Genomic DNA, 24472 nt, shown 5'->3' with positions numbered 1-24472 from the left:
GATGTATAAAATGTTAAAACGGTTTTTAATAGTCGTTGTAATATTGCTGGGCAATACTGCTTTGTACGCGCAACAACTGGTAACCGATAGCGTACTGACTTTGCAGCAATGCCTTGATATCGGCGTAAAAAACAACCTACTGGTTAAACAAACCGAAGCCCAAATGGAGGCCAGCCGCGTTTACTGGCAACAGGCGCGCGAAAACCTATTACCTTCTATAAATGGCACCATTAACCATAGTATAAGTGAGGGCCGAAGCCTTAACCCATTTACTAACGGTTATCTAAACCAGCCTATAACATCAGCTAATTACAATTTAGCCGGAAGTATAATTTTATCGAGCGGCTTAACGCTTCATAACAGCATACGGCAAACAGCCCTGGCTTACCAGGCCGGACAGATGGATTTTGAACAAGCTAAAAATGACCTTACGCTTAATTTAATTATAGCTTATTTGCAGGTTTTGAGCAGTGAAGATCAGCTTACGCAGGCTGCCACCCAGGCGCTGGTATCGCAAAAGCAGGAGGAACGGACAGAAGTGCTGAATAAAGACGGCGCAGTACCGCCATCGCAACTATATGATCTGAAAGGGCAATTAGCTACTGATCAAATAGGTGCGATTAACGCACAAAATTCACTAGAGATTGCGAAGCTTAATTTGCTGCAGTTGATGAACGTTAACTACCGCAAAAATATCAAATTTCAACGCCAGGCAATTGATAGCAGAACTGCGACTTATAATCAAACCGCCGATCAGGTGTACGAGAGTTCACTGGCAAACTTTGCTTTAATAAAGGCCGGGACGTTACGCCGCCAAAGTGCCGAAAAAAATCTGCAGGTAGCCAAAGGCTATTTATTACCGACATTGTCGCTATCAGGCGGGCTAAGTACCAATTACTCCAGCGCTGCACAACGGTCTATTTTTGTGGACTCAACGGTAGTGCCTACCAGCCAGTTTATTCAGACTTCATCAGGCAGACAAACTGTTTATACTATGCAGCAAAATTACGCCAGCCAGAACATCAGTTATGGCGACCAGTTTCGGAACAACTATGGCACTACGGTTAGTTTGGGATTAAATATCCCTATCCTTAACTACTTTCAAAACAGAAATAAAATAACCCTTGCCAAACTAAATCTGCAAACACAAAGATATAATGAACAGGCCAACCAGGTACAGTTAAAAGTAAATGTAGATCAGGCTTATGTTAACATGACCTCGGCGTATGAACGTTACCAATTATTGAATAATCAAGTGGAGGCTTATACAGAATCTTTTAGAATTGCAGAAATACGCTTTAACGCCGGGGCATTAACTTCTGTTGATTTTATCATCGTTAAAGGCAATTTAGATAAAGCCAAAACAAATCTTATCAACGCCCGCTATGATTATCTGGTACGAACTAAAATATTAGATTATTATCAAGGGAAATTAGCGCTGTAAAATTAACAATGTTTTCCGCTGTAAAGGTTAACATCTTATAAACCGTTAATATAATTATCTATTAAATCCCACGGCTAACTAGACCAACTACATTGGAGTATCTTTTCACAATAAAATTACTGTAACAAATTTGTCTAAATCCCGGGCATTAAAACTTATGATCTCCCGCTAATTCTTTAGAATTAAGTCGAATTAAACATTCGCAAGGCAGGTAATAAAATAATATTATAACGATTTAGGAATAATGAAACCTTATTAAACATAGAAACCCGACTGCCAAAGCAGTCGGGTTTCTATGTTTAACGAAATAAATGTCAATTACTTAAACAACTGGAACTCTTCTATCTGGAATGCACCAAATGTTTGCGTAACTCTCCATCTGTAATAACTATATGCACCAGGCGTAGCTATGGTGTAATAAAAGAACCGATAGTATCTTGTAGAAGTCTGCCCCAGGGCCCTCAATTGGTCAGCAAAACCTACGGATTGAAATCTGTAGTCTAACTGCGTCCAGTTATTGCCATCGTTAGATCCTTCGATATACCATTCTTTTGGATCACGTGTGCTTTCTGAGTCATTACCATTCTCTATTGCATATAATTTCACGGTTACAGGAGCCGGAAACTGAAGTGTATAGATAAGTGGAAAAGGAAAAGCAGCATAATAACCAAATTTAGTTTTTGGATTACCGTCAACCAATTTGGTATAATTCTCATTAACATTATTTGTATTATTATCCAAATTTGTCTTATAAGCTATACGCGACTGAGTGATGTCTGTAGCAATACCCTCTGTAGTAACAGATCTACTAATAGATACAACTGAACCTTTATCGGTAGTAACCGTTACCGTAAAATTATTAAAGCTGCCTATCCCAAATTTATGAATCGGCGTCCTTGATGTATCTTTAGTAGTTGTTACTACTGAAGTTGCTGCGTCAACATCGTTAATAGTCCATAATATAGATTTAATTTTGGCTTTAATGGATACACCAAATTTAATCTCATAAGGATTGCCTGTTTTAGCAGCATTTACCGTCATTATACTATCCGGTGCAAGAAAAAGGTCAACATATTTATGTGAAACATTCCCTGTTGAAGAGAATGTTTTTAAATCTGTTGTGTATTTTCCTGTAGCCAAAAACGTATGGGTAGGATTCGCGTCAGTATTCAATGTATCGTCTCCAAACCTCCACTCCAATTTTGTATAATTCTTTGATAAGTTATTATACTTAAATGTAAATCCGTCGGTAGGATCGGGGGTAATTGTAAAATCTGATATCGGGTTTATTATTTTCGGGTCGCTTACTACCGAGTCAACCTTTTTTGAACAGGACATTACAGCCGCAAGGCAAAGTAATAACCCGAGTGGTTTTACTAATCTTTTCATAACACTACTTAGTTTAAATCTTTAATTAGGGTAATTAGGGTATTGGGTATTAGGGCACTAGGTATTTTTAGTTTGTTCTGGTAAAAGTCACGCTTCTAAAGTCATATTGAGCCTGATTCCAAAACAATTTCAGAATATGGTATCCGGCTGGCAAGTTTATAGTTGAATAATTTGGTTGCTGATTTCTGTAATCAGTTGTATTTTTTACAGGTAGTTTAGAATTAATAAGAACGTTATCAATATAAACAGAATATGTATTGCCATCTCCAGGCGAACCTAACATTGTATTCATTTGGTAGGTGCCTGCTTGTTGAACGAATATGCTATAAGTTAACCATTCGTTATTTGAGGTCCAGCCTATAACAGATCTCGGTGTATAATCCGGATTTGTGTCAACATAATCAGGAGCTCTCCAGCTTCCGTCACCATCTTTGTTATTGTCGTCATGATAAGCAATACCTTCGCCACCAAAATCATAATAAGCGCCGTAAATTGGATCAGAAACAGCACCTATATCTCCTTTAACTAAAAATGGCGTACCGTAATAAGGTCTAAATGTGTTAGGATTCAAAGTCACGAACAGGGTAGTAACTTTAGTCTTGGAAATTTGATATTTGCTAGGATTTTTAAGCGTAAGCGCAATCGTTGGTAAATTTACAGTTGGCGCCCCCGGTGAAGGCTGTAATGCTAATAATGTAGCAATTTTTGTTGTAAATGTTACTAACGCGCTATTGGTACCTGCCAATATTTTAACCGTAGGGGTGCCTATAGAAAAATTAGCATCCGGATAAAGTGCCGCATTAGGTAACGTTCCTGCGTTAATGTATTTAGTAACACTGTCTGGTGATGAAACCACATCCACAGTAAATTCTGCTCCCGGATCGCCTTGCAAAACAACAGGGATACTAACGGTAAGACTTAGTGAGCCTGTAACATAGCTTGAAGGGTTTGCAGAAACATCATAAACCTTAGTTGCCGAACCAAATGAAATTTCATGGATAGAAGCTGCAGTTAATACGTCAGTAGTTTTAACAACAAAAATCATAGCTGATTTTCCGGATGCAATTGTATTGCCTTTTGTAGGGGCAGAAATTTTAATTGCAGCGGCCAAATTTTTACCATAAGCAAGTTCCATGCTTGAGCGGCTAACGACAATGTTAAAGCTAACAGATGTAACACCTGCAGGTACATTTATCTGTGGAAGTACAGCTGCAGAACCAGATGAAAATGCTACTGTTCCGGCAGGTAATGTACCAGCTGTTATCAAACTGGCAACTGTATCTATATTAGTAGATAAGTTGATTGTAAATGCGCTGCTTGTCGGTCCTGAAAAATTGATAGTAGCAGGCACAGTTAAATCAGCCCCGGTAAGCGTAAAGTTGCTTCCCGCGCCAACTTCGGTTTTTGTAACCAGCGAAGCACTAACTGGTGTAAACGATTGTGGAACAATCACTTCGCTAAGCTTCTCATGCTGGCATGATGAGGCTAAAATCGCAACTAACCCTATAAGGCCTAATTGCAAATGGGTAAATATTTTTTTCATTTCTTTTGAAATTTAATATTATGTTAATAAGTCAGAAGCTGTAAACAGCCTCTGACCTGTAAAATCATTTTGTTAGTTTGCAACCCAAACTTTGCCGTCTAAGTTCCAGGCAGCCTGGCGTGCAATGTTAAACCAGCTCAATATCTGCGTAGGTATGTCAGCATTTTTAGGCACCAATAAAGCCAGATTAGTAGCTGCCGGCGAACAAATTAAATCCTGAAATGACTGCCATGAGTAACCATTTGCAGAACTTTGGCTAAGCGTCATGTTAGCTGCAACAGGGCCTTTATCATTTAATACAGTACCAGTACCCTCGTCCATCGGCCAATAGCCAATCAAATAAGGATAATATGGATGGCTTCTGTCTATGGTTTGATCGCAAGCATATTGCTTAACAGCAGCATCAGGGATAGCTATTTTAAAGATTTTTAATTCTTTAAGTTCAACGTCTATTTTACCAAACGTGGCTCCGCCGGTACCGCCATCCATTTCGCCTGGGGTATATCCCACACGTAATACAGAATTATTATCAAGATTAACATCGGTTCCATTAGCGGCACCATCCCCCGCTAAATCATAAGCCGTTGTCAAAGGGTTTGCTAATGAGCCGCCGCCTCTGCTGGTAATACCCATTACGCCGTCTGTATATACTCTTACATATTTATGTCCGTCAGGTTTTCTCTCGATAACTGCTGTTAAATCATGCCATGTATCCCCGCTAAAATTAAGACCAAGAATTTCTGAACCACCTTTATAACCATTTTTACCGGCAAGGAAGAACCTCCAAGTATTTTGGATTAAACAGAAATCCCATCCAGGACCAGACGCCCCATCATTACCCCAACCTGTGGTTGGTGTATTTTGAGCATCAGCACCACGCTTACCCATAAACCCGGGCCAATTGTAATAATAATCACCTCTTGAAGTAGTAACAGGGTTTTTATGCTTCTTAACTTTAACAGAAATCGTGAAACCAGAAGTATCTCCAAAATTAAAAGCAGGAGACAACTGTTTACTAACTTGCCCGACACCACGTTCAGGATATCCCAGGAATCTCACTGAATTTCCTGTATAGGAATTACCTACAAACGGCTTGCCGATAAAAGTCGGATTAAAACCGGAGTTATAAATAATAGTAAACGTGTTAGCGCTTGTATTGCTGAATACTGTCTTGTCATCCTGACTAGGAAGCAATGTGGCAGGACCGCCTTTGTTAGAACTTACTATAATCATCCAGTTTTCATTGGCATAATTGGCCCTTGATTTTATCGATGCAAGTATAGCGCCTAACTGCGTGTCAAAGGTATTAATTGCAGCTTTATAAGCAGGAAATGAATTGTCAAATCCTGAAGCTTTTCCAGCGGCTTCAATGCCGGCAAATTCACCAACTACTAAAGAAGCAGTGTCAGCTTTTAAGAAATCAACCATTCTGGTTTTAACTGCATCATCACTTGTAAAAGTTTCTGAAACATCAGTACCACCTGTTAAATTAGCTTTGAATGCACTTGAAGCAGAAAAAGAAGCGATACGCATGGTCGGCCTGATAGATTTAATCCTTTGAAATATCGCAGGGTAAGTAGCCAGGCTATTACCGGCAAAATCCTCAGTTAAAACGTTATGCTTTTCCTTCTTAACTCCAGTAATCATATCAGCCCAGTTAGTTGCATCCGTATTAACAGTTGCATCTGATAATGAATTCCAGGTATAGATAGCATTTGGTATAAGTGATTTAAGAGTAGGAATATCCGCATCTCTTACTGAAACTCCCCTTGCGCCATCTGCAATGATATAAAGTACTTTTGGTGTCTTATACACAGCTCCTGTATTAGGAGGGGAAGTCGGTACAACTTTATTGAAATCGTGGTTGCAGGATGCAGCCAAAGTCAATACAAAAAGCGATACACCAAATAATTTGGCTTTAAAATTTTTCATATTATATGTTTAATTTAAGTTCGTTCGGTTTATTTAGCTTATGCACTAGTGCACAACAAGTTATAATGGTTTTTTGTTAACGCAAATGTATAATTATTATTATTGTTAATAAACTATATTATTCAAATGTTACCCTAACAATATTATTTTTAACCTGGTTATCAAAAGAATAAAACGACCCCATAATCAACAACGCACGTTTGTTATCCGCCGAGGTTGTCTCATAAATATCGTAAATATTTCCACTCACATTACCTATCGTGTTATAGCCGTCTTTTAACGCGCCGGTTGCATCCAGAACCGCAAATCCATTTCTGATAACACCATCATAAGATTTAAATCCGCCGTTAATTACTGCAATGCCGTCATTTAATAACTTAGCAAAAGTTGGTATGCCACCATCAAATACTTTAGCTGTAAAGGTTGGATCTATTGAACCATCCGCCGCGTTTATTTGAACCATATATTGACTGGCCTTTCCGTTATATTTACTAAACGGACCTACAAGAATGTATTTATTAAGAGCGGCGTTATAACATGCGAAGTTGATACCAAAGTCGACCCCGGAGCCAACGTTAAATGTCGGATCGATCGAGCCATCCGCATTTAATCTAAGGATGTTGTTTGCCGGAGCATTATCAAATGTAGTAAACTGGCCATAAACCAATATCTTCCCATCAGATTGCATTAACGTACGGATAGGACCATTGGCACCAGGTAAACTCTTACCAGGGCGACCTCTGTAACCCGGAGCGTTTGGATCAAATCTCCAGCTCGGGTCAATGCTGCCATCGTCATTTAATTTCACTAACTGACGAACGTCAACACTATCTATAATGGTACTGTCTTTTGCATCGTAAGTGTTTTGATCATAACGACGTGATGTGTAAAAATTAAAATCACCCGTAACAATCATTTTTGAGGTACCCACCGGATAAATACTGCGCACAGTACCTGTTAAGCCCCCGTTAAAGGTCGGAACAAATTTAATTTTTTTAAGATATGTAGTTACCGCTACCGTATCAATTAAGCCATTCGTATTAATTTTCGCGATCCGGCTTACATTGCCACTTTGCTGAGCATATGCAGAAAAATCGCCAACGATATAGTAATAAGGCCCTACCTGCGCCATATCATAAACAGTTGCGTTTGCACCGGCGCCCGGAGTGAAAGAACGGTCCCATGATCCGTCAGCAAATGCCCTTGTAAGCCTATTGATATGTACAACACGACCCTGGTTGTTATAATTGGTAAAATTACCCATTATCATCAGTTGTGTGGTTAAAGGTATCGGGAAAGCCTTTAAAACAGGTCCGTCTGTACCCGCAACGTTCACATAGGTCGGATCCAAATTTACTTTACCAACAACGGTAAATAATGGCCCAAATACCAATTGCCCGTTTACTACAAACGCTGTAACACCCGAACTGGCCTTTGAAGGCACTTCAACTTTTATGCCTGTTGCGGTAATCTCAGTGATCTTTGCCGGCTGGCCGTTGAATAAAAACGTCAATTGATCTTTGTAGGGCAATAAGCCTGTCGCAGAAATACTTACGATAGTACCCGCGGTACCCGATGCTGGCACGGGAATTTGTTGGGGATTGGTAACGATACCCAACGGCGACCTCGCGCCTGAGTATGGATCAGGGAAGACTTGCTTGTTCTTCTTACAACCACCTACCAGCAATCCCGCCAATACAATTAATAAACCAGTATATTTAAGTTTCATAACGTTTATTTAAATTTCAAAATTCTTATTCATTATCTAAATATCTAAATCTCTTTTTAGGTAGAATTTATTTACTTAAAATAACATCCGTACCAAAATCATAGTACATACCGAAAACATTCATAGTGGTGGGGTTTAACCGAATATCCCCCAAATCAGTGGTTCCCGGAACCCATTCTGCCAGTACATGAATTACCCCATTTGTCGGCTGGATATCAGACGATGCAACTGGCGCAGCGCCAAAATAATAGTTGCTCGGGTTAGACGGGTCAACCACAATCTGGATGGTCAACTGGCGGTAACCCGCATATTTAACCGTATTTACCGTGTTAAATACAACGCCTATGTTAGCTAAATCACCATTATACCCATAATAATAACCACCGGGATATAAAGGCCTCAAACTAAAATCAAGTTGAGGATAATCTTTTAACAAGAACTTGCCTTTAAACACATATCTCATCAGGTATTTCCTCCAGATTGCTGGCGAAATATCTTCTAGTTTTTTTATTGTATCTTTCTTTAAGTCAAACAATGTCTGATTTAATCCGCCCTGTAACAATGGGATATTGCCGTTAACGATACCAATAGTTCTTCTCACCACCTCATCTGTCGGTGCAAAAAAGGTGATATTTTCTTTAGAAAAAATATCCTCCATGCCTGCTATTTTGACTATCCGCGCGATAGTATCAAATTTGGAATGGGACTGAAGATACTGAAGAATAGTGCCGTTGAACTTCGGATCAACAACCCCTCCGTCCTTATAATAATTATCCTTTGAACAAGATGACACCGTTATAGCTAGTATAACTGAGCAAATTACAGGTGCAATGTATTTTTTGATAGTATTTTTCATGTGCTTAATTATATTATTCAATGCCAGTTCCTCTCCAATATGCATTTAATGTCATATACGGATTATTAGTTAAAGCAGATTGATCAATTGGCCATGTCCAGCCACCTCTTCCGAATTTATCTGATGTTAGAGGGTTATCTGTATACTGTTTACTCAGGATCCTTTTTGTACGTACCAAATCAAAATAATGGCTTCCTTCACCTATCAGTTCTTTTGCACGCTCATAAAAAATAACATCCTTTAAGCTATTGGTATCAAATGAGCTGGGATAAGGCGAGGCACCACGAAAGTTTCGTACCTCATTCAAAGCTGCTGCTGCTTCGGTATCCTTACCTAATTGAGCATAAGCTTCAGCACGTAATAAAATAGCATCAGCATATCGCATGATCAGGAAGGTTGCATCCGGAATAGCATTATTAAGCGGTTGACTTGCATCAATATACGTATTGCCGGCAAATTTTTTACATTGAAAAGTTTCAGCATTTTGATTAAATGCATCATCAAACCAGGTACTTAGCCTGCCGTCTTGTGGATCAGGAAAGAGTTTCTTCATGTAATCTGCTGTGAATACACACGGACTGGTACGATTGTTATATTCAGGAAGCCTGTAAGGGAAGTGAATAAATGATTCACCAAACTGTGCCAGACTAAATATTTGGCTACCGTAGTTTACTGTTGTAAATAACTCAAATAAGCTTTCTTCTGAACGACCTTTAGTTACTGTATTCCATTCACTTAATGGAAGCAAACGGAAAGCATTGCTCGCCTTGAGCTCCTCGCCAAGATCTATTGTTGACTGGTAATAGCTAGCTTTCTTAGCCGGATCAAAGCCTGCATTCCACATGTTCATGTTCATCAACAACCCAATTACAGCGCCTTTTGAAGCTCTGACACCCCTTAAAGAAGGATCGGTTATTGAAGGTGGAAGATCTTCTTTACCTGGTAAAAGATCAGCAATACATTGGTTAACTACCGAAACCATGTTTGTTCTTGGTAGTGGATCTTTTTGATAGGCTGTAGTGTAATAAACAACGTCTCCATATAGTCTAACCATAAAGAAATAGCAAAAGCAACGTATAAACTTAGCTTCTTCCAAATATCTCTTAGTCTGATCCGCAGATAATGACGGAATTCCGTCAGTAAGCTTACTAACCAGGATATTTGCAGACTGAATCACACGGTAATACTCATTCCAACGTGTTAGGTTTACAAAGTTATACGTATTTGGAATGCCGTTATAGTTAGGTAACAGCGCATTAAGCAACAAACGGTCATTAACAGCCGTAGTTGCTATGGTTTGAAAACCAGTTGTTGTACCGGAAAAATCAACGTGCCTGGTATGACCGCCAAGTAGCGCCACATCGTATCTCAGTTTTCTGTCACCACTTTGGTTACTTGTTGGGACAACCTCACCAGAACGAAACTCTCCGGTAGCTCCGGCGGTGTTGGTTTGCACATACTTATCAAACAATTGACCGTACATGTCTGTAATGTTAGTTTCAACATCCGACGCCGATTGATAATAATTGTTACCCGTAAGCTTATCAATAGGAGTGATGTCGAGGAATTTCTTACAGCTATATTGTGACGCAATCGCCACTAATAATAAGCAAATAATAATCTTTTTCATGTCTTATTTTATATTGATTAAAATTGAACAGTAAGTCCTAAAGTATAAGTACGTGGATTTGGATAAGCTCCGTTAACATCCTTACCTAAAGCATTTACGTTTTCAACATTCGGACCTGAGTAAGGTGTAAATATTGCCACGTTACTCGCTGAAAAATACGGTCTTATTGAATTAAGACCTATACGTTTAACGAACGTCTTAGGTAATACGTAAGACAAAGTGATTTGGTTGATCTTAAAGTAACTACCATTTTCCTGAAATAATGTTTGCTCAGCTCTGAAATTGCTCACATATCTCTCATGAGCATAGTTGTATACGTTTGCGTATGTCGCACTTGCATCTCCTGTACCACGCCAGATATTAAGATCACTTGATGTAGGCACTGACCTGGGACCATCTGTAGTATTATTACCAAACGGATCACTAAGTTGTAACAACCTTTGAGCCAGTGAAGCATTAATGATTGAACGTATCGCGGTGTAAGAAGCGTAAACGTTCAAAGAAACATTACCGTAGGTTAATGTATTGCTTAAACCACCAGTGATTAGAGGCTGGCTATTACCACTTACCTGTCTGTCTCTTGCATCAATCACATAATCGCCATTAAAATCCTGCAATTTGGCATCACCACCCTGGTAAGAGTATAGAGGGCCCTGGTTAGTAAACAAGTTTCTAAGTCTCAAGCCTGTAACGGGGTCAACCGGCACATCAGCAGTTGTAGCGTAAACACCATTGTTAATAAACAGGTAGTTAGATAAAGAGTTTCTTCCCACTCTGTTAGCTATATACTGACCTGTTATATCAAGCGCAGTCGGATCGTTGATCTTAATATACTGTCCATTGTACTGAGCAGGTAATTTGGTCAATACGTCATAGTTCAAAGCACCGTTAACGTTAACTGTCCAGATAAATTTACTTGTTTTACGTAATGGACGGATAGTTAATGACAACTCATAACCATAATCAGAAAGCGCAGCGTCATTACTTTGATAATTTGAGAAAGCAAGCGTATTATCTAATTGGTTTTTAAATAACTCATTAGTTACGCCTTTATAGTAAGTATCAAAGGTTACATCCAATTTACCATTAAAGAATGCTGCATCAAAACCAACGTTATATTGAATTACATTTTTTGATTTCAAATATGGATTTGGTATTTCATCCAAATCGATACCTACACGTGGCTGGTTGTTATAAAAACCATTAGGATTATATTTACCGTAAATATCCTGCAAAGTTCCTACCGGGTATATGTTTTGACCAGCGGTTAACCGGATATCTGCAAAATCCAGCCATTTAGAAGTAGAATTAGCTATCCAGTCTTCTTTGGTAAGATTCCATTTAAAACCAATAGAAGGGTTTTTAGTATATGGATCTTTCTGACCGTTGGCTGATGAACCATCTATACGATAAGTTAAGTCGACGATGTATTTCTTTTTATAATCATAAGTAAACGCGGCGGCAAACGCAGCGGTTCTTAGATTAGTGAAAGTGTTTAATACACCACCGCCTGTAGTTAATCTTCCGTCATAACCGGTCGGCCCTTCGTATTGATCATTAGGGCTACCGAAAATTCTGGTATAGTTTGCCTGAAAATTGGTAACGTAAATCTCATTGAATAAGTTCAAGAATAAGTTATGTTGTCCAAGAGACTTTGTGTAGGAAATATTATTCCTGTTATATAAAGTAGAAGTATATTGATAGTTGTTATCTATTTGTGCATACTGGCCGTTGGCCGCAGCTGGTAAAAATGAATCTGTGTTGTCAATAGTGTAATCGTAGTTTCCGGATGTTGCTAAGTTTAAGCCTGGTAATAATTCGTAGTTAGCACTCATATTTACGCTAACTTCTTTAGGGCCTGCACTTTTTCTAATATCAAGTGTTTGTAATACATCACTTGTAGCCAAAAGGAATGACGGACCCGGCAATAAAGTAGATCTGTTACCGCTATTATTTACAATAGTCTGTAACACGCCGGTACCGCTACCAGATTGAACCTTACCTAACGAAGACCTTACAGCGCCAAAGAAACTTAATTTCTTAGATGGCCTGAACTGCATGTTCATATCCACGCTATAGCTCTGGAAACCTGTATTCGCCACCAAACCACTTTGGGAAAAGTATTTTAAGTTTGTTTTGTAGTTAAACTTGTCATCACCACCATCTAATTCTACGTTCTGTGTAGTATTGAATTTGTCTGAGTAATATATACCCTGCCAGTTTGTTGAATTGTTATAATAAGCATTCAAACTATCTGAAAGAAACGGTGTATAGGTAAGTAAATATTTATCATTATTTTGAGCGTAACTATTGATCTGAGCTATTTTGAAAGCCCGTTCTGCATTACCCCCTAAAGTTGAACGTAACTTTGGAACCTTAGACACAAAATAATTCGAGGTGTAAACAACGCGTGGTATTTTTGATTTACCTCTTACTGTTGTTATCAAAATCACACCATAAGCACCCCTTGAACCATACAACGCAGTTGCAGTTGCATCTTTCAGGATCTCCATGCTTGCGATATCTTCCTGAGGGATCAAAGACAACGGACTCACACCCGACCCTTGTTGATCAAAGCCATATTGTGAAGCTTGATCTGCAGTCAACGGGATACCGTCAATAATATACAACGGTGAAGTTGGTTGTAAAAATGCGTTGTCGCCACTACCGGTCACGGCTATAGTTGATAAACCACGAATGTTAACTGATCCGCGCATACCCGGCGCACCAGTATTATTCTGGATGTTCAAACCTGCAACTTTACCCTGTAATAATTGTTCAACGTTACCCACCGGGTTATCTTGAACTTCTTTACCAGTAATGATATACGAAGCACCAGTAGTTTGCTCACGGCTACGTTTAACGTAACCCCGAATTACTGTTTCGTTGATCAGCTTTGTATCTGATGCCATATTTACATTTAATGTAACCTGACCAGGTCTTAACTTTATGGATTGCGTTGCATAACCCACTATAGTAAATACCAGTGTTGACCCATCATCAACAACTACGCTGTAGTTACCATTCGCATCCGCTTGTGTTAAACCCTTACCCGGTGTACCAATTGTGGTTCCCGTCAATGGCTCTTTTGTTACTCCATCTAAAATGATACCTTTTACGGTTACCTTTTTAACTTGTGCTATCAAATTCTGGCAAAGAAAGAAGCAACAGAAAAAAATTGACGGCCAAATAATTTGTTTTCTCATTGTATATTAGTTTTTAGTCATTAGGGTTTCTAATCGTTATCAAACTTAGGGTTGACAGTTTTAAAGTGGATCACGATTTCCCAATCACCCTTTTCATAAATTGCGAAATTCTGTGTAATCCTTGCTGTCGTTATCACGTTACCAAAACTTACCCGTGTATACAGCAGGTTAATTTGAGCTATGTCACCACCGGTTGTGTTACCGACACCATTAACTGTGTATTTTGTTGGTATTTTGGCAAGAGGAATAGGGTAAGCAACATTATATTCAGCATACTCATGTGTTAAATCGGGACCAGGCGTACCATCTGCTTTAAATCCGTGAATTTGATCTAACCATTTTGTAGCATTAAATTTTGCAGGATCTATAGCTAAGGAATCTTTACCCAATACTTTAATCCTAAGCCTGTGTCCGTTAGGGTCATTACTGAATTTTCTGATATAAACATATACCAGCCCCGTATTGGCGTTTTGCGGATCATTCATCGGCTGGTTAGTTGTAGCACCAACAATACCATTTAATGAGGTAGGGTAAATATGAACCAATACTTTTCCGCCTGGCGTAGTTGTATTTGGCTGACCGGTTATTATATTATAATCATCAGTAGGATAATAAGGTCGGTCAATAGTAGGAGTAAGTGTTAAGTTCTTTATTGTCCTGGTACCGCCGCTATTGGTAATTTTAATATCAATATACCTTGTATTTTGAGGGTATATTACCGAGTCGGCAGGTCTGATAATATCTTTTGTTCCTGTATACCACCAAATAAGATCGCCCGAACCTCTTACCTCCAGTATTGGGTGATTTTCCAGATGTCTTTTGGCCTCAATTTGAGCTAAACTGGTTTCTTTACCTGTATACTCTTGTGTCCAAACTAAAGTTGGTTTTACAGCTAACATATCACTTGCATCTCTTCCATCACCAAACCTTGGGTTTTTAATTTCAAAGGTCATCGGGAAGGTAGATCCAACAGAGCTAAATATGTTGTTATAAAGCGTAGTTCTGCCCATTATGGGCGAAAAGGATTTTGTAGTATAATCGGCCTGTGTACTTAGATAACTTTTTTCATCGGGCAGGTTAAATATTTTCCTGCATCCCGAAAAAGCAACTACCGCTGTTAACAATACAAAAGTTCTATATTTTATGGTGTTTTGCATAACTTTGTTTACTTTATTAAACATTACTTCTTAGTTATTTGGGTCTCTATAGTTCATAGTCCATTCAGAAATCTGAAATAAGTTTCCATTTGTACTACCGGTACCTATCTGAACTATAGTCAACCTGTAACCTGTGTATGCCACGGTATTTTTGAAATCAAATATCTTTTGCTGATAATTTGTAGTCCAATCCTGATCCTGGCGAACATCTAACAAGGTCCATACGGCTGTTGAACTGGCCGGATTTGGATCCAGAGTAGCCTCTAATCTAAATGCCCGGGGGTCACGCTCTCTGTAGCTTTTAGAGTCATTAGCTGAAGTCATGGTATAGCAGTTAGACACTTTCGGCACTTTTGGCAACCAATACATAGTTGTAGGATATTGTGTAGCCCAGTAGGTGATAAATTTGGTAAGCACACTACCATCCAGGCATCTGATAAATATCTCACCTGCGGATACCTGTCCGTCAGTATAACCTGAAGCGGGCGGCCATGATGGATATAACTTATCATTTTTTAAATCAAAAACAACCGGCGGAGGTGGCACCAAATTAATTCTGGATACAAACTCATCAAATCCAAACACATGATCCGGTTTTAATAAATGTACAATGCCGTTTTTGGTTTGAATATCTACAGATGACGTTGTAGTTGTTGACCATTTAGCAACAAAAAGACTTCTTTTGGTATTGGCAAATTCAATAACCTCTGATCCTCCACCCTGGTAGCCCTCTGCATCAGCAAAGATGCGCTGACCATGCATTGGATATCCACCCCGAACACTATAAATAACCTGTCCATCACCAATAGCAAAATCATTAGCTACGAATTTTTTTCTGATGATATAACGGGATACCATAGTATCCAACTGGGCACTGTCGCGTTTAGCCTTAGATCTAATTTTACCTGTAGGAAGGCCGACACCACCTGCCGCAAGCTGGCTCAGATAAATCGGTCCCTGACCAATAGATTTGCGTATATCATTCAAGTTTTTAATAGCTATTTGAAAACTTGAATTTGATGGTGCAAATAACGTTACGGTACTGTCTGTCAACGTCTGCTTTATGCCCATCTTGTCAACAAGCAATAGCAATGAATCATAAACCCCGGGTTTACTTTTCAGGTAATCATAAGTAGTTAGGTTAGTAGTATTAGGAGTCGGGGTGGCGTTATGATCGCCCAACTCCCTCTTACATCCCGTTTGCAATATTAAGGTAGCAATAACCATTGCTACTAAATATTTTCCGAATAAAATTGATCTTTTCATGTCTCTATTCTCTTTCTTTATTACTTCCAATATGCATTCTGTGTTAACAAAGGATTCTGCGCCAATAAGTCGCGCGATATAGGCCAGTATATACCTCCGCTATTAATTAGTTGCAAAAACTGGGGATTGCTTTGTTTAATTTTCTCATATCTCACTCTGTCATACCAGTGCTGTCCTTCACCCATAAATTCTTTCTGGCGCTCTTTAAATATTGCTTCTATAGGGCTTCCGTTTCTGGCAGGGCTGTATGCAAGATAATCTGTAGCGCTGTTGTTTATTAATCCCACCTGATCCACATTATATCTTAATTGTCTGATGGTATTTAAATCATTAATAGCAAGTGTACTCTCACCTAAAACAGCGTAAGCTTCTGCACGCAATAACGTAACATCCTCAAGGCGTGTTAACAGGATTGCGCTGGAGAATAACCTGAACGTCTTATCGTTGTCACCGCCCATAATACATTTGATTTTAGCAAAGATTGGGAATTTACCAAGGTAGTTGGTAAAGTAGCCGTTGCCGGTTTGTGCATCTGAGTGGGTAGTACCCGTGGTATCAATATTAAACCTGGCATCATTTGGATCCGAAAATATTGATAAAATAGAATCCTTAGGGACATAGATATCAGGCGTATTTTTGTTGACAACCGGTGCAGCTAACGCTAATGACTCAATGTTACCTGTAAATGAAGCGTCCTGATTATCCCAAATAAACCCAAAGGCCAAGAGTTGGTTATCATTATTACCGTTAATATTGGTATAGAATAAACCAGTCCGGGAGGTTAAATTAGCTGTACTTGTATAACTAAGGAAACCTTTAGTACTGTAATTTGTCAATACAAAATTTGTATATCTTATTACATCAACATATTTGCCTTGCCAGGCAGCAACGTGAGCTAATAATGCATAGGCACTGAGTTTAGTAGCTAAAGCGCCACTCCATCTTGAACGAGGTTGGTTATAATACAAACCAGGCTGTTGCAAATCATTATTACTATAAGAGTAAGGCAGATCATTTGCAGCGGCTTCCATTTCAGATTGAACAAACCCTAAAACAGCGTTTTGATTTGTCCTTGGTTGGTTTTCAAAAGTTCCATCACGTGAAGATAGAATCAAAGGAACATCACCCCATATCCTGACCATATAAAAGTATGCAAAAGCACGTAAAAATTTAACTTGTGCTTTATCAACAGTCATGTTGTTGGCAGTATACCTGGCATCTTTTGCCTTTATCTCACCAATACGCTCTAAAAAGATATTAGCCGCGTTAACAATCGCGTAAAACCTTCTCCAGTTAGACAACTGATTAATTACCGGGTATGATGCGTTAAGATTATTAGCTATTACAGCTTTCAAATCCTGGCGGATTGGGCTGGCAAAATTACCCATACGGACATCACCATAAATCCAATGCCCATTATTATCGGCGAGTGCTGCTCTTGTTAACCCATACACACCCATGATGGCAGCCCGGGCATCTTCTAATGTATTCCAATAGTTCGTCTCATTTACAACACGTGTTGATGTTACATCAAGTGTCTTCTTACAACTATCAGCAATAAGGGTAAAAAAGATAAGACTCAGCAAAATTATTTTTTTCATTTCATCTCTATTTTAAACGGTATTAAATATTTTGTCTACGACTTTAAAAATCAAGCTTAACTCCTAATATATAAGTACGTGGAATTTGCATTCCGTACCCGGTATCGTAACCAGTGTAATCAGCCAGTTCCGGGTCTTGTCCTGTATATTTAGTCAACGTGAAAACATTATTTACACTTCCATAAATATAGAATTTGTGAATAGTAGAAAATTTCTTTTTCATTTTCTCTGTCAGATCATAACCTAATGAAACTGTACGAAGCTTAATAAATGACGCATTTTCTAAGAACAGATCCTGATTAACCTGGTAAGGATTTACAGAACTTGATGGGTTGTAAATTGGATATTTTGAATAATCTCCTCTTTTCTCCCAAAATGTAATTTCCTTTACAGAGTTAATGTCATTTACACCTTCGCGGTTATAAAAGTCAAATCTGTTTGCCATGTCCTGATTTAATAATTGACGGCCAATGTTATAATAGAAATTCAGGCTTAAAGTCCATTTTTTATAACCGATATCGTTACTCCAGCCACCAGCTACTGTTGGTAAAGCATGGCCTTTCAAAGTGCGGTCGGCATTAGTAATTTGGTTATCACCATTTACATCCTGCCATCTCGGATCGCCAGTTTTCATAACAATACCATTGTAGGTCATTTTCTTTCCACCTACAGTTGGCACTTCTGCATCTGTATTATAAATACCTTGGTTAGTTAATAACCAGTAGCTGTCAACAGACTTTCCAACCTGAAGTAATTTATCACCGATTACTATTTGATTCAAGCCGCCGGGTAAAGCTGTTAAAGTGTTATGATTTAAGTTAATGTTAATGCTTGATGTCCAAGAGAATTTGTTTTCTGAAGGGAAAATAACTCCGCTGATGGTTGCATCAATGCCTGTATTGCGTATAGCCATACCATTCTGGATAACAGATGTATAACCATATTCAGCAGCCGAAGGCACACCTAACAACATATTTTTATCATGTTTGTAATAAGCATTTAAGCTTAAATATAAACGCTTGTTCAAAAATGCTGCGTCTAAACCAAGGCTGGCCTGATCTGTGTAAGCCCATTTTAAATTATAAGGAACGTAGCCAGCGGTATAAGGGCGGGTTAACGAACCCAAACCATCATAACCTGGGGTAATTAAATTACCAGTAAATCCGATAAATGCTGTGTATTGCGGCCCTTGAGCGTAATTATCAAAGTTTTCATATCTGCCCATCCGGCCTACACTTGCATGTAAGTTAAGTTCAGAAAGACTTTTAGCATCTTCAAGTAAATCTTTTTTCAGATCCCAGCCTGCAGATAATACAGGTGAGTAGAACCAACGATCTGTTGGTTGTTGGTTGGAAGAACCATCAGCTCTTAACAATAAAGATAACGTATACTTATCTTTAAAAGAGTAGTCAGCTTTTCCGTAAAAAGCAACTTGATTGTTTTTTGTTTTATCTAAGAATTTGTACACCAACTGTTTTTTAAACACAGTAGGAAGCAAATAATAGTCTGGCGAATTTGGGTCTGTTTTTGAAGGATCAGAGTTTATTAAGTTTAACTTGATAAAATCATTGCTTCCTTTATAGGCATAAGCGTAAGTATACCTGTAAAAATCAAATTGGAAAAGGTTGCCAACAGTAAAATTGAATTTGTTATCGGCATTTATCTGATAATCGTAAGTGGCAATGTTGTTGATACCGGTACGTTGATTGTAGCCAAAGTAGTTTGATGCATAATTAGTAGTTTGCATTAGGGTCCTTGGATAAAATATATCACGGTAACCTTCATTATAATCTACATCAAATGAAGTAACAAATTTGAATTTACCCAGATCAATGCCAAATTTAACGTAGCCGTTAACCAGGTTTGATTTGTTTTTATCAAAGCCATTGTTAAATTGAGATAAGTATTCTGCATACCTGTCTTTGTTAGGTGCCAGCGGCGTACTCAAATCAGGAATGTAATTAACCTGAGCTAACCTGTCACGAACGTTTTTGTTACGATCACGTAATAGGGTATTTGCACTCACCATTGCACTAAAAGTAAACCAATCAAGCGGTTTCATATTTAACAGGAAACGTGCATTGTAACGGTCAAGTTTAGTTTTATCTGCGACACCACCACTTTTAGTATCTCCTAATTGGAAGTTAAAGTTAGCGCGCTCATCGCCGCCACTAATACTTGCGTTTACACTATAAATAGCCTGGCTGTTATAATATAAATCGTTCCAGTTAGACGGACCGTAAAAAGCGTTGTTTAATGAATCACTTAAAAACAATGGATAAGTATCACTGTCTGAGAAGGCTCCGTTTGAAGTATACTTGTTATAAAATTGTCTTCTAAACTTATTTTCGAAGCTACCATTAATAGTAGTAACGGAATTAGGAGTGATAACACCAGCGTAGCTATCAAAAGTAATCCTCCTTTTAGTACTGGCACCCTTGCTGGTTAGCACAATAACGCCGTTAGCGCCCTTAGGGCCATAAATACCAGTGGCGTCTAATCCTTTTAATACCTGGACAGATTCGATATTTGCCATATTGATAGTGGCCAGCGTATTAGTAGCAGGGCCTATCCTGTTATACTGATACTGCTGGATATCAAAAGCGTAAGGGTGTTCTGAAACCAGCTCAACACCATCTAAAACAATTAGCGGCTGCGTGGCGTACGCTTCGCGTGCTGAAAGCAACGGCTGTGATGTTCCATGTATAAACATGTTTTGAACTGTTCCCGGCTCGCCCGAAGGCTCGCTTACATAAACACCTGCCGCTTCTCCTTTTAAATATTGCTGCAAGGAAACTGCCGGAAAGGTTGATAATTTTACAGGATCTACAAAATTGGTTTTAGACTCAAGTCTTTTCGCAATAGTGTTTTTTGGCGGCAAAATGGCTACAGCCGAATCCGCTGTTGTTGTATCCTTGCGGGTAGTGTCTCGTCCCGCTCTGGTGGCGCCTTTTAGGTGGACACCCCCTTTAATTGTAGTGTGACTTGAGACACGTGCATACATAGCCGTATTGCCGAAGGAGTACGTTGTTGTACATAGCACACCCAGGAAAGTTATAATTGCAATAATGCGCATAACAGATAATTAAGTATTAACTGATTAAAAAACTGTTTATTAATTGTTTGTAGTAGAAATATTTTAATAACTAACGCCCGATATCTCAGCTTTATAGCTGAAATATCTTGCCGATATTAAAAAAATACAGATGAAATCGTTTAGCTTGCTTGGCCTATTATTTACCTGAAAAAAAATATAGACCAACACTCGTCAGTCGATTATTCAGAAAATCATGGCAATTAGCGCCGGGAGGATTCACTCCAAAGGGTTTTTGTAAAATTTTGATCATAGCTGGTTTATAATAGTAAATAAATTGATTGTATTAGGGCAATAAAAATATAACTGGTATATTATAATAATTGGTTGGTAAACAGGCGCCTGCTGAAGCTGGTGGCTATTCACTTTGACAATGATACAAAATAAAATTTAATATGTCCCAAATAAATTTTAAAATATTCTTGAAAATATTTTAAAAGCAACAAAAAGCCACTTTTGACCCTAAAAATAACCGCATTACACTTAAAAATGACTAAAAAAGCAAACAAAATTTGCCTATTGACCGCAGAGGCCGAGTTTACTATCGTTCGTGCGACCAGAAAAACAGCATGAATAAAATTAATATTACGCAATGTTTTATGTTGGCAGGGCGGCGTACAATGGTTAAAATCAATACCGGGCAAAAAAAATTCGCCTTACAGTTATTATATTATTATTACGGTATTGTTAAATAACAATATAAATGCAGTCAGATAACATTCTTTTTTGGAGAATACTTTTAATCTGTCAATTAATTTATGTTTTTTTACATTATTAACGAGTTCATTTTGGGATGCGATATCCACAAAATGCCTGTGTTTAAATTAACCTAATACCTAAATTATAATGAAATCAAAAAAACTACCTATTATCATTGGGCTCATCTGCTCACTGTTACTGCTTTTTGCATTTATTCCAAAGGGCGATGATCCTGTCGAAAAGCTTGTAGCGGCACTTCAAAAGTGGACCGACAACAATCCTCAGGAAAAGGTTTATCTGCACATGGACAAGCCGTACTATGCCACCGGCGATACCATATGGTTTAAAGGATATGTAACCGTAGGCAGCAGGCACCAGCTATCAGCGTTAAGCGGCGCCTTATATGTGGAGTTAATAACGGAACAGGATTCATTGATTAAAACATTAAAATTGCCGATAACCACTGGTATGGTGGTAGGGGATTTCCCGCTGGGCGATGAGTTGCGGGCAGGCAGCTACCGGATAAGAGCCTACACACGATGGATGCGCAATGCCGGTGATGAATACTTTTTTGATAAAACCTTTACGGTAGGCGATCCGGCCAACGGCAATATAGTTACCAGGGCTGATTATCAATATAAAACCCTTAACAATAAACAAGCTTTAACTGCTTTATTAACCTACACAGACAATGATGGCCGGGCACTTGCCGAAAAAAGCGTGAAATACCAAATTGTCATTAATAAAGAAGTTATCGAAACTAAATCCACAAAAACTGACGCGTTGGGAAATCTATCATTAACTATTCCCAATAATAAAAATGTTAACCTTAGCGGCGCTTATATCCGAACAATTATTGAAGGTAGCAATAAAGAATCTATCATGCGCGATTTCCCGATCAAAGCATCTTTATACCAAAGCGACGTTCAGTTCTTTCCTGAGAGCGGCGGTCTGGTTGCTGGGGTCTCTTCGAGACTTGCATTTAAAGCCGTTGGCGTTGACGGGCTTGGTGTTGCCATTAAGGGTAAAGTGGTAGACGAGGCTAATAATCAAATTGCCGAGTTTGAAGCTGCACACGCCGGTATGGGCAGCTTCCTGATAAGGCCTGAAGCCGGAAAGAGCTACAGCGCGCAAATAACTTTTCCTGACGGGAGCACCAAAGGCATAGTTTTACCCAAGGCATCAGACGATGGTTTTGTATTAAGCGTCTATCAGCCTAATAAAGACAGCATACTGGTAAGAATAGGCGCGTCTGCAAAACAGTTGGCTGCCGCGCCAACGCTTAGTTTTGTTGGACAAACCAATGGCGAGGTAATTGTTGCATCGCCTGTTAAAATAGCAAGAGCCAGCACTTCTATCTGGTTAGAGAAAAAATTATTCCCTACAGGGATTGCCCAGTTCACTATTTTTAACAGCGATGGTGAACCGCTTAACGAAAGGGTTGCTTTTATACGTAGTAATGACCTAATGCAGTTAAGTGTTAAAAGCTCAAAAAACACCTATAAAAGTAAAGAGGCTATAAAAATTGAACTGGCGGCTAAAGATGGCAATGGACAGGCAACGCTTGGCGGAAATTTCTCTGTCTCGGTAATTGACGAGACCAGGGTACCGATGGACGAAAGCGGAGAAAACACCATCTTCTCACATATGCTGCTAACATCTGATTTGAAGGGATATGTTGAGAAACCGAATTACTATTTCACCAATAATAACGACGAGGTAAACAAAGCTCTCGATAATTTAATGCTTACACAAGGTTATCGCCGTTTTACCTGGAAAGAAATTATAAATCCCACTAATTCGAAACCCGTATTTGAAGCCGAAGGTTTAGGGGCCAAAATATCAGGCCGGGTACTAACCCTTGGCAGTAAGCCATTGCCCGGAGCAACGGTTACTATGTTATCACTACGGGCAAAGATTGCAAAAAGCACTACCAGCGACACCGACGGCAAATTCTCATTTGACGGAGTATTTTTAGAGGATAGCATAAAGTTTGCCATACAGGCCCGGACAGCAAAAAACAGCGATCACACTATCCTTGTTATAGACACCCTGCCAAGGATGAGGATAAGTAAAAACAAGAATATGCCTGATGTTACCACCAATGTCTCAGGTACTTTAAAAACCTATCTTGAAAATGGTAGAAAACTTGATGACTTTTACGAAAAAACCGGGCAACTAGATAAAGTACAACGGTTAAAAGAAGTAAGAATAAAAGCGATAAGAGCTAAACGCACTTCAAATATTGCTCCACAGGGCATGTATAAGTTACCTGATGAGGAATCTGCCGATAGGGTTATTACTTTTGGTGAAGACGATGTAGCATCATATACCACCCTGGGGATGGCATTGCAGGGCCGGCTGCAGGGTATAGCTATTGAGCAGGGACAGTATGGGAGTGAGTTTAAAGAATTAGGCGCTCGTGCAAGCGGTAACTCGTCAATTTCGGTATACCTTAACGGCGTGAAAGTTCAGGGCGCGGGCGCGGTATCAGAAATACTGGACGGAGGGATCTTGCCGGAAGATGTGGCAAAAATATTAGTGGTAAGGACCAACGCGGCTATGGTTAATATGCTGGGTGGGCCTTCTGTTATGATACTTACTAAACTGGGTGTAACACGTAAGCAGTATAACCCAAGTATCGTCAATGTCACCCCTAAAGGATTTAACAAAATGCGTGACTTTTACCTGCCTAAATATGACAAACCGGGTAGCGAGCAGATACCAGACCTGCGTACCACTGTTTACTGGAACCCCCGTATTAAAACTGATGAAACCGGACAAACCTCATTTAACTTTTTTAATGCTGATGGCCCTGGGACGTATAAAGTTATTGTGGAAGGCATTAATGCAGCCGGTGAGTTTGGACGTCAGGTTTACAAATACACTGTACAGTAAACAAACGATTTAAACTTTTCAAAATTAC

General features: G+C 39.0%; 13 protein-coding genes. 2 read left to right on the top strand and 11 right to left on the bottom strand.

The features are described from left to right. Position 1 precedes the first annotated feature (1 nt). Positions 2–1444: a TolC family protein gene (locus LJ658_RS08030; protein ID WP_230545967.1), complete on the top strand. Its 1443-nt coding sequence runs from the start codon at positions 2–4 to the stop codon at positions 1442–1444. Positions 1445–1762: 318 nt separating this feature from the next. Here LJ658_RS08030 and LJ658_RS08025 read toward each other — a convergent pair whose 3' ends face one another. From LJ658_RS08025 to LJ658_RS07975, 11 genes are all read right to left on the bottom strand, one after another. Next, positions 1763–2833 (bottom strand): PKD domain-containing protein, encoded by a 1071-nt coding sequence (locus LJ658_RS08025; protein ID WP_230545966.1) that lies wholly within the window; start codon positions 2831–2833, stop codon positions 1763–1765. Between the two features lie 67 nt (positions 2834–2900). After that, positions 2901–4376, bottom strand: coding sequence for a carbohydrate-binding protein (locus LJ658_RS08020; RefSeq protein WP_230545965.1), 1476 nt, complete (start codon positions 4374–4376; stop codon positions 2901–2903). A 72-nt stretch (positions 4377–4448) separates the two neighbouring features. Continuing rightward, positions 4449–6308 carry a DUF4983 domain-containing protein gene (locus tag LJ658_RS08015; protein ID WP_230545964.1) on the bottom strand — a complete coding sequence of 620 codons (1860 nt, stop codon included), beginning with the start codon at positions 6306–6308 and terminating at the stop codon, positions 4449–4451. 118 nt (positions 6309–6426) lie between these two features. Next, complete coding sequence (locus tag LJ658_RS08010; protein ID WP_230545963.1) at positions 6427–8037, bottom strand: DUF5008 domain-containing protein; 1611 nt, start codon at positions 8035–8037, stop codon at positions 6427–6429. Positions 8038–8104: 67 nt separating this feature from the next. After that, positions 8105–8893, bottom strand: coding sequence for a fasciclin domain-containing protein (locus LJ658_RS08005; RefSeq protein ID WP_230545962.1), 789 nt, complete (start codon positions 8891–8893; stop codon positions 8105–8107). A 13-nt stretch (positions 8894–8906) separates the two neighbouring features. Beyond that, complete coding sequence (locus tag LJ658_RS08000) at positions 8907–10523, bottom strand: RagB/SusD family nutrient uptake outer membrane protein (protein WP_230545961.1); 1617 nt, start codon at positions 10521–10523, stop codon at positions 8907–8909. A 17-nt stretch (positions 10524–10540) separates the two neighbouring features. Continuing rightward, positions 10541–13729, bottom strand: a complete 3189-nt coding sequence (locus LJ658_RS07995; RefSeq protein WP_230545960.1) for a SusC/RagA family TonB-linked outer membrane protein — start codon at positions 13727–13729, stop codon at positions 10541–10543. Positions 13730–13758: 29 nt separating this feature from the next. Further along, positions 13759–14910: a DUF5007 domain-containing protein gene (locus LJ658_RS07990; RefSeq protein WP_230545959.1), complete on the bottom strand. Its 1152-nt coding sequence runs from the start codon at positions 14908–14910 to the stop codon at positions 13759–13761. A 6-nt stretch (positions 14911–14916) separates the two neighbouring features. After that, on the bottom strand, positions 14917–16152 hold the full coding sequence (locus LJ658_RS07985) for a fasciclin domain-containing protein (RefSeq protein ID WP_230545958.1): 1236 nt from the start codon (positions 16150–16152) through the stop codon (positions 14917–14919). 20 nt (positions 16153–16172) lie between these two features. After that, positions 16173–17753: a RagB/SusD family nutrient uptake outer membrane protein gene (locus tag LJ658_RS07980; RefSeq protein WP_230545957.1), complete on the bottom strand. Its 1581-nt coding sequence runs from the start codon at positions 17751–17753 to the stop codon at positions 16173–16175. A gap of 43 nt (positions 17754–17796) precedes the next feature. Then, positions 17797–20829 carry a SusC/RagA family TonB-linked outer membrane protein gene (locus tag LJ658_RS07975; RefSeq protein WP_230545956.1) on the bottom strand — a complete coding sequence of 1011 codons (3033 nt, stop codon included), beginning with the start codon at positions 20827–20829 and terminating at the stop codon, positions 17797–17799. Positions 20830–21693: 864 nt separating this feature from the next. Here LJ658_RS07975 and LJ658_RS07970 point away from each other — a divergent pair. Next, positions 21694–24444: a carboxypeptidase-like regulatory domain-containing protein gene (locus LJ658_RS07970; protein WP_230545955.1), complete on the top strand. Its 2751-nt coding sequence runs from the start codon at positions 21694–21696 to the stop codon at positions 24442–24444. The last annotated feature ends 28 nt before the right edge of the window (positions 24445–24472 follow it).

This window comes from Mucilaginibacter sp. UR6-11, assembly GCF_020880695.1.
In the GTDB taxonomy this organism is placed as follows: Bacteria; Bacteroidota; Bacteroidia; order Sphingobacteriales; family Sphingobacteriaceae; genus Mucilaginibacter.
The sequence above is the reverse complement of the archived record's forward strand: the minus strand, read 5'-3'. Positions and strand labels throughout refer to the sequence as shown.

Excerpts from the sequence above, each read along its gene's own strand:
- LJ658_RS08025 (WP_230545966.1), bottom strand. The coding sequence starts at position 2,833 with ATGAAAAGATTAGTAAAACCACTCGGGTTATTACTTTGCCTTGCGGCT.
- LJ658_RS07995 (WP_230545960.1), bottom strand. The coding sequence starts at position 13,729 with ATGAGAAAACAAATTATTTGGCCGTCAATTTTTTTCTGTTGCTTCTTT.
- LJ658_RS07980 (WP_230545957.1), bottom strand. The coding sequence starts at position 17,753 with ATGAAAAAAATAATTTTGCTGAGTCTTATCTTTTTTACCCTTATTGCT.
- LJ658_RS07970 (WP_230545955.1), top strand. The coding sequence starts at position 21,694 with ATGAAATCAAAAAAACTACCTATTATCATTGGGCTCATCTGCTCACTG.
- LJ658_RS08010 (WP_230545963.1), bottom strand. The coding sequence starts at position 8,037 with ATGAAACTTAAATATACTGGTTTATTAATTGTATTGGCGGGATTGCTG.
- LJ658_RS07975 (WP_230545956.1), bottom strand. The coding sequence starts at position 20,829 with ATGCGCATTATTGCAATTATAACTTTCCTGGGTGTGCTATGTACAACA.
- LJ658_RS08000 (WP_230545961.1), bottom strand. The coding sequence starts at position 10,523 with ATGAAAAAGATTATTATTTGCTTATTATTAGTGGCGATTGCGTCACAA.
- LJ658_RS07985 (WP_230545958.1), bottom strand. The coding sequence starts at position 16,152 with ATGAAAAGATCAATTTTATTCGGAAAATATTTAGTAGCAATGGTTATT.
- LJ658_RS08030 (WP_230545967.1), top strand. The coding sequence starts at position 2 with ATGTATAAAATGTTAAAACGGTTTTTAATAGTCGTTGTAATATTGCTG.
- LJ658_RS07990 (WP_230545959.1), bottom strand. The coding sequence starts at position 14,910 with ATGTTTAATAAAGTAAACAAAGTTATGCAAAACACCATAAAATATAGA.
- LJ658_RS08015 (WP_230545964.1), bottom strand. The coding sequence starts at position 6,308 with ATGAAAAATTTTAAAGCCAAATTATTTGGTGTATCGCTTTTTGTATTG.
- LJ658_RS08005 (WP_230545962.1), bottom strand. The coding sequence starts at position 8,893 with ATGAAAAATACTATCAAAAAATACATTGCACCTGTAATTTGCTCAGTT.
- LJ658_RS08020 (WP_230545965.1), bottom strand. The coding sequence starts at position 4,376 with ATGAAAAAAATATTTACCCATTTGCAATTAGGCCTTATAGGGTTAGTT.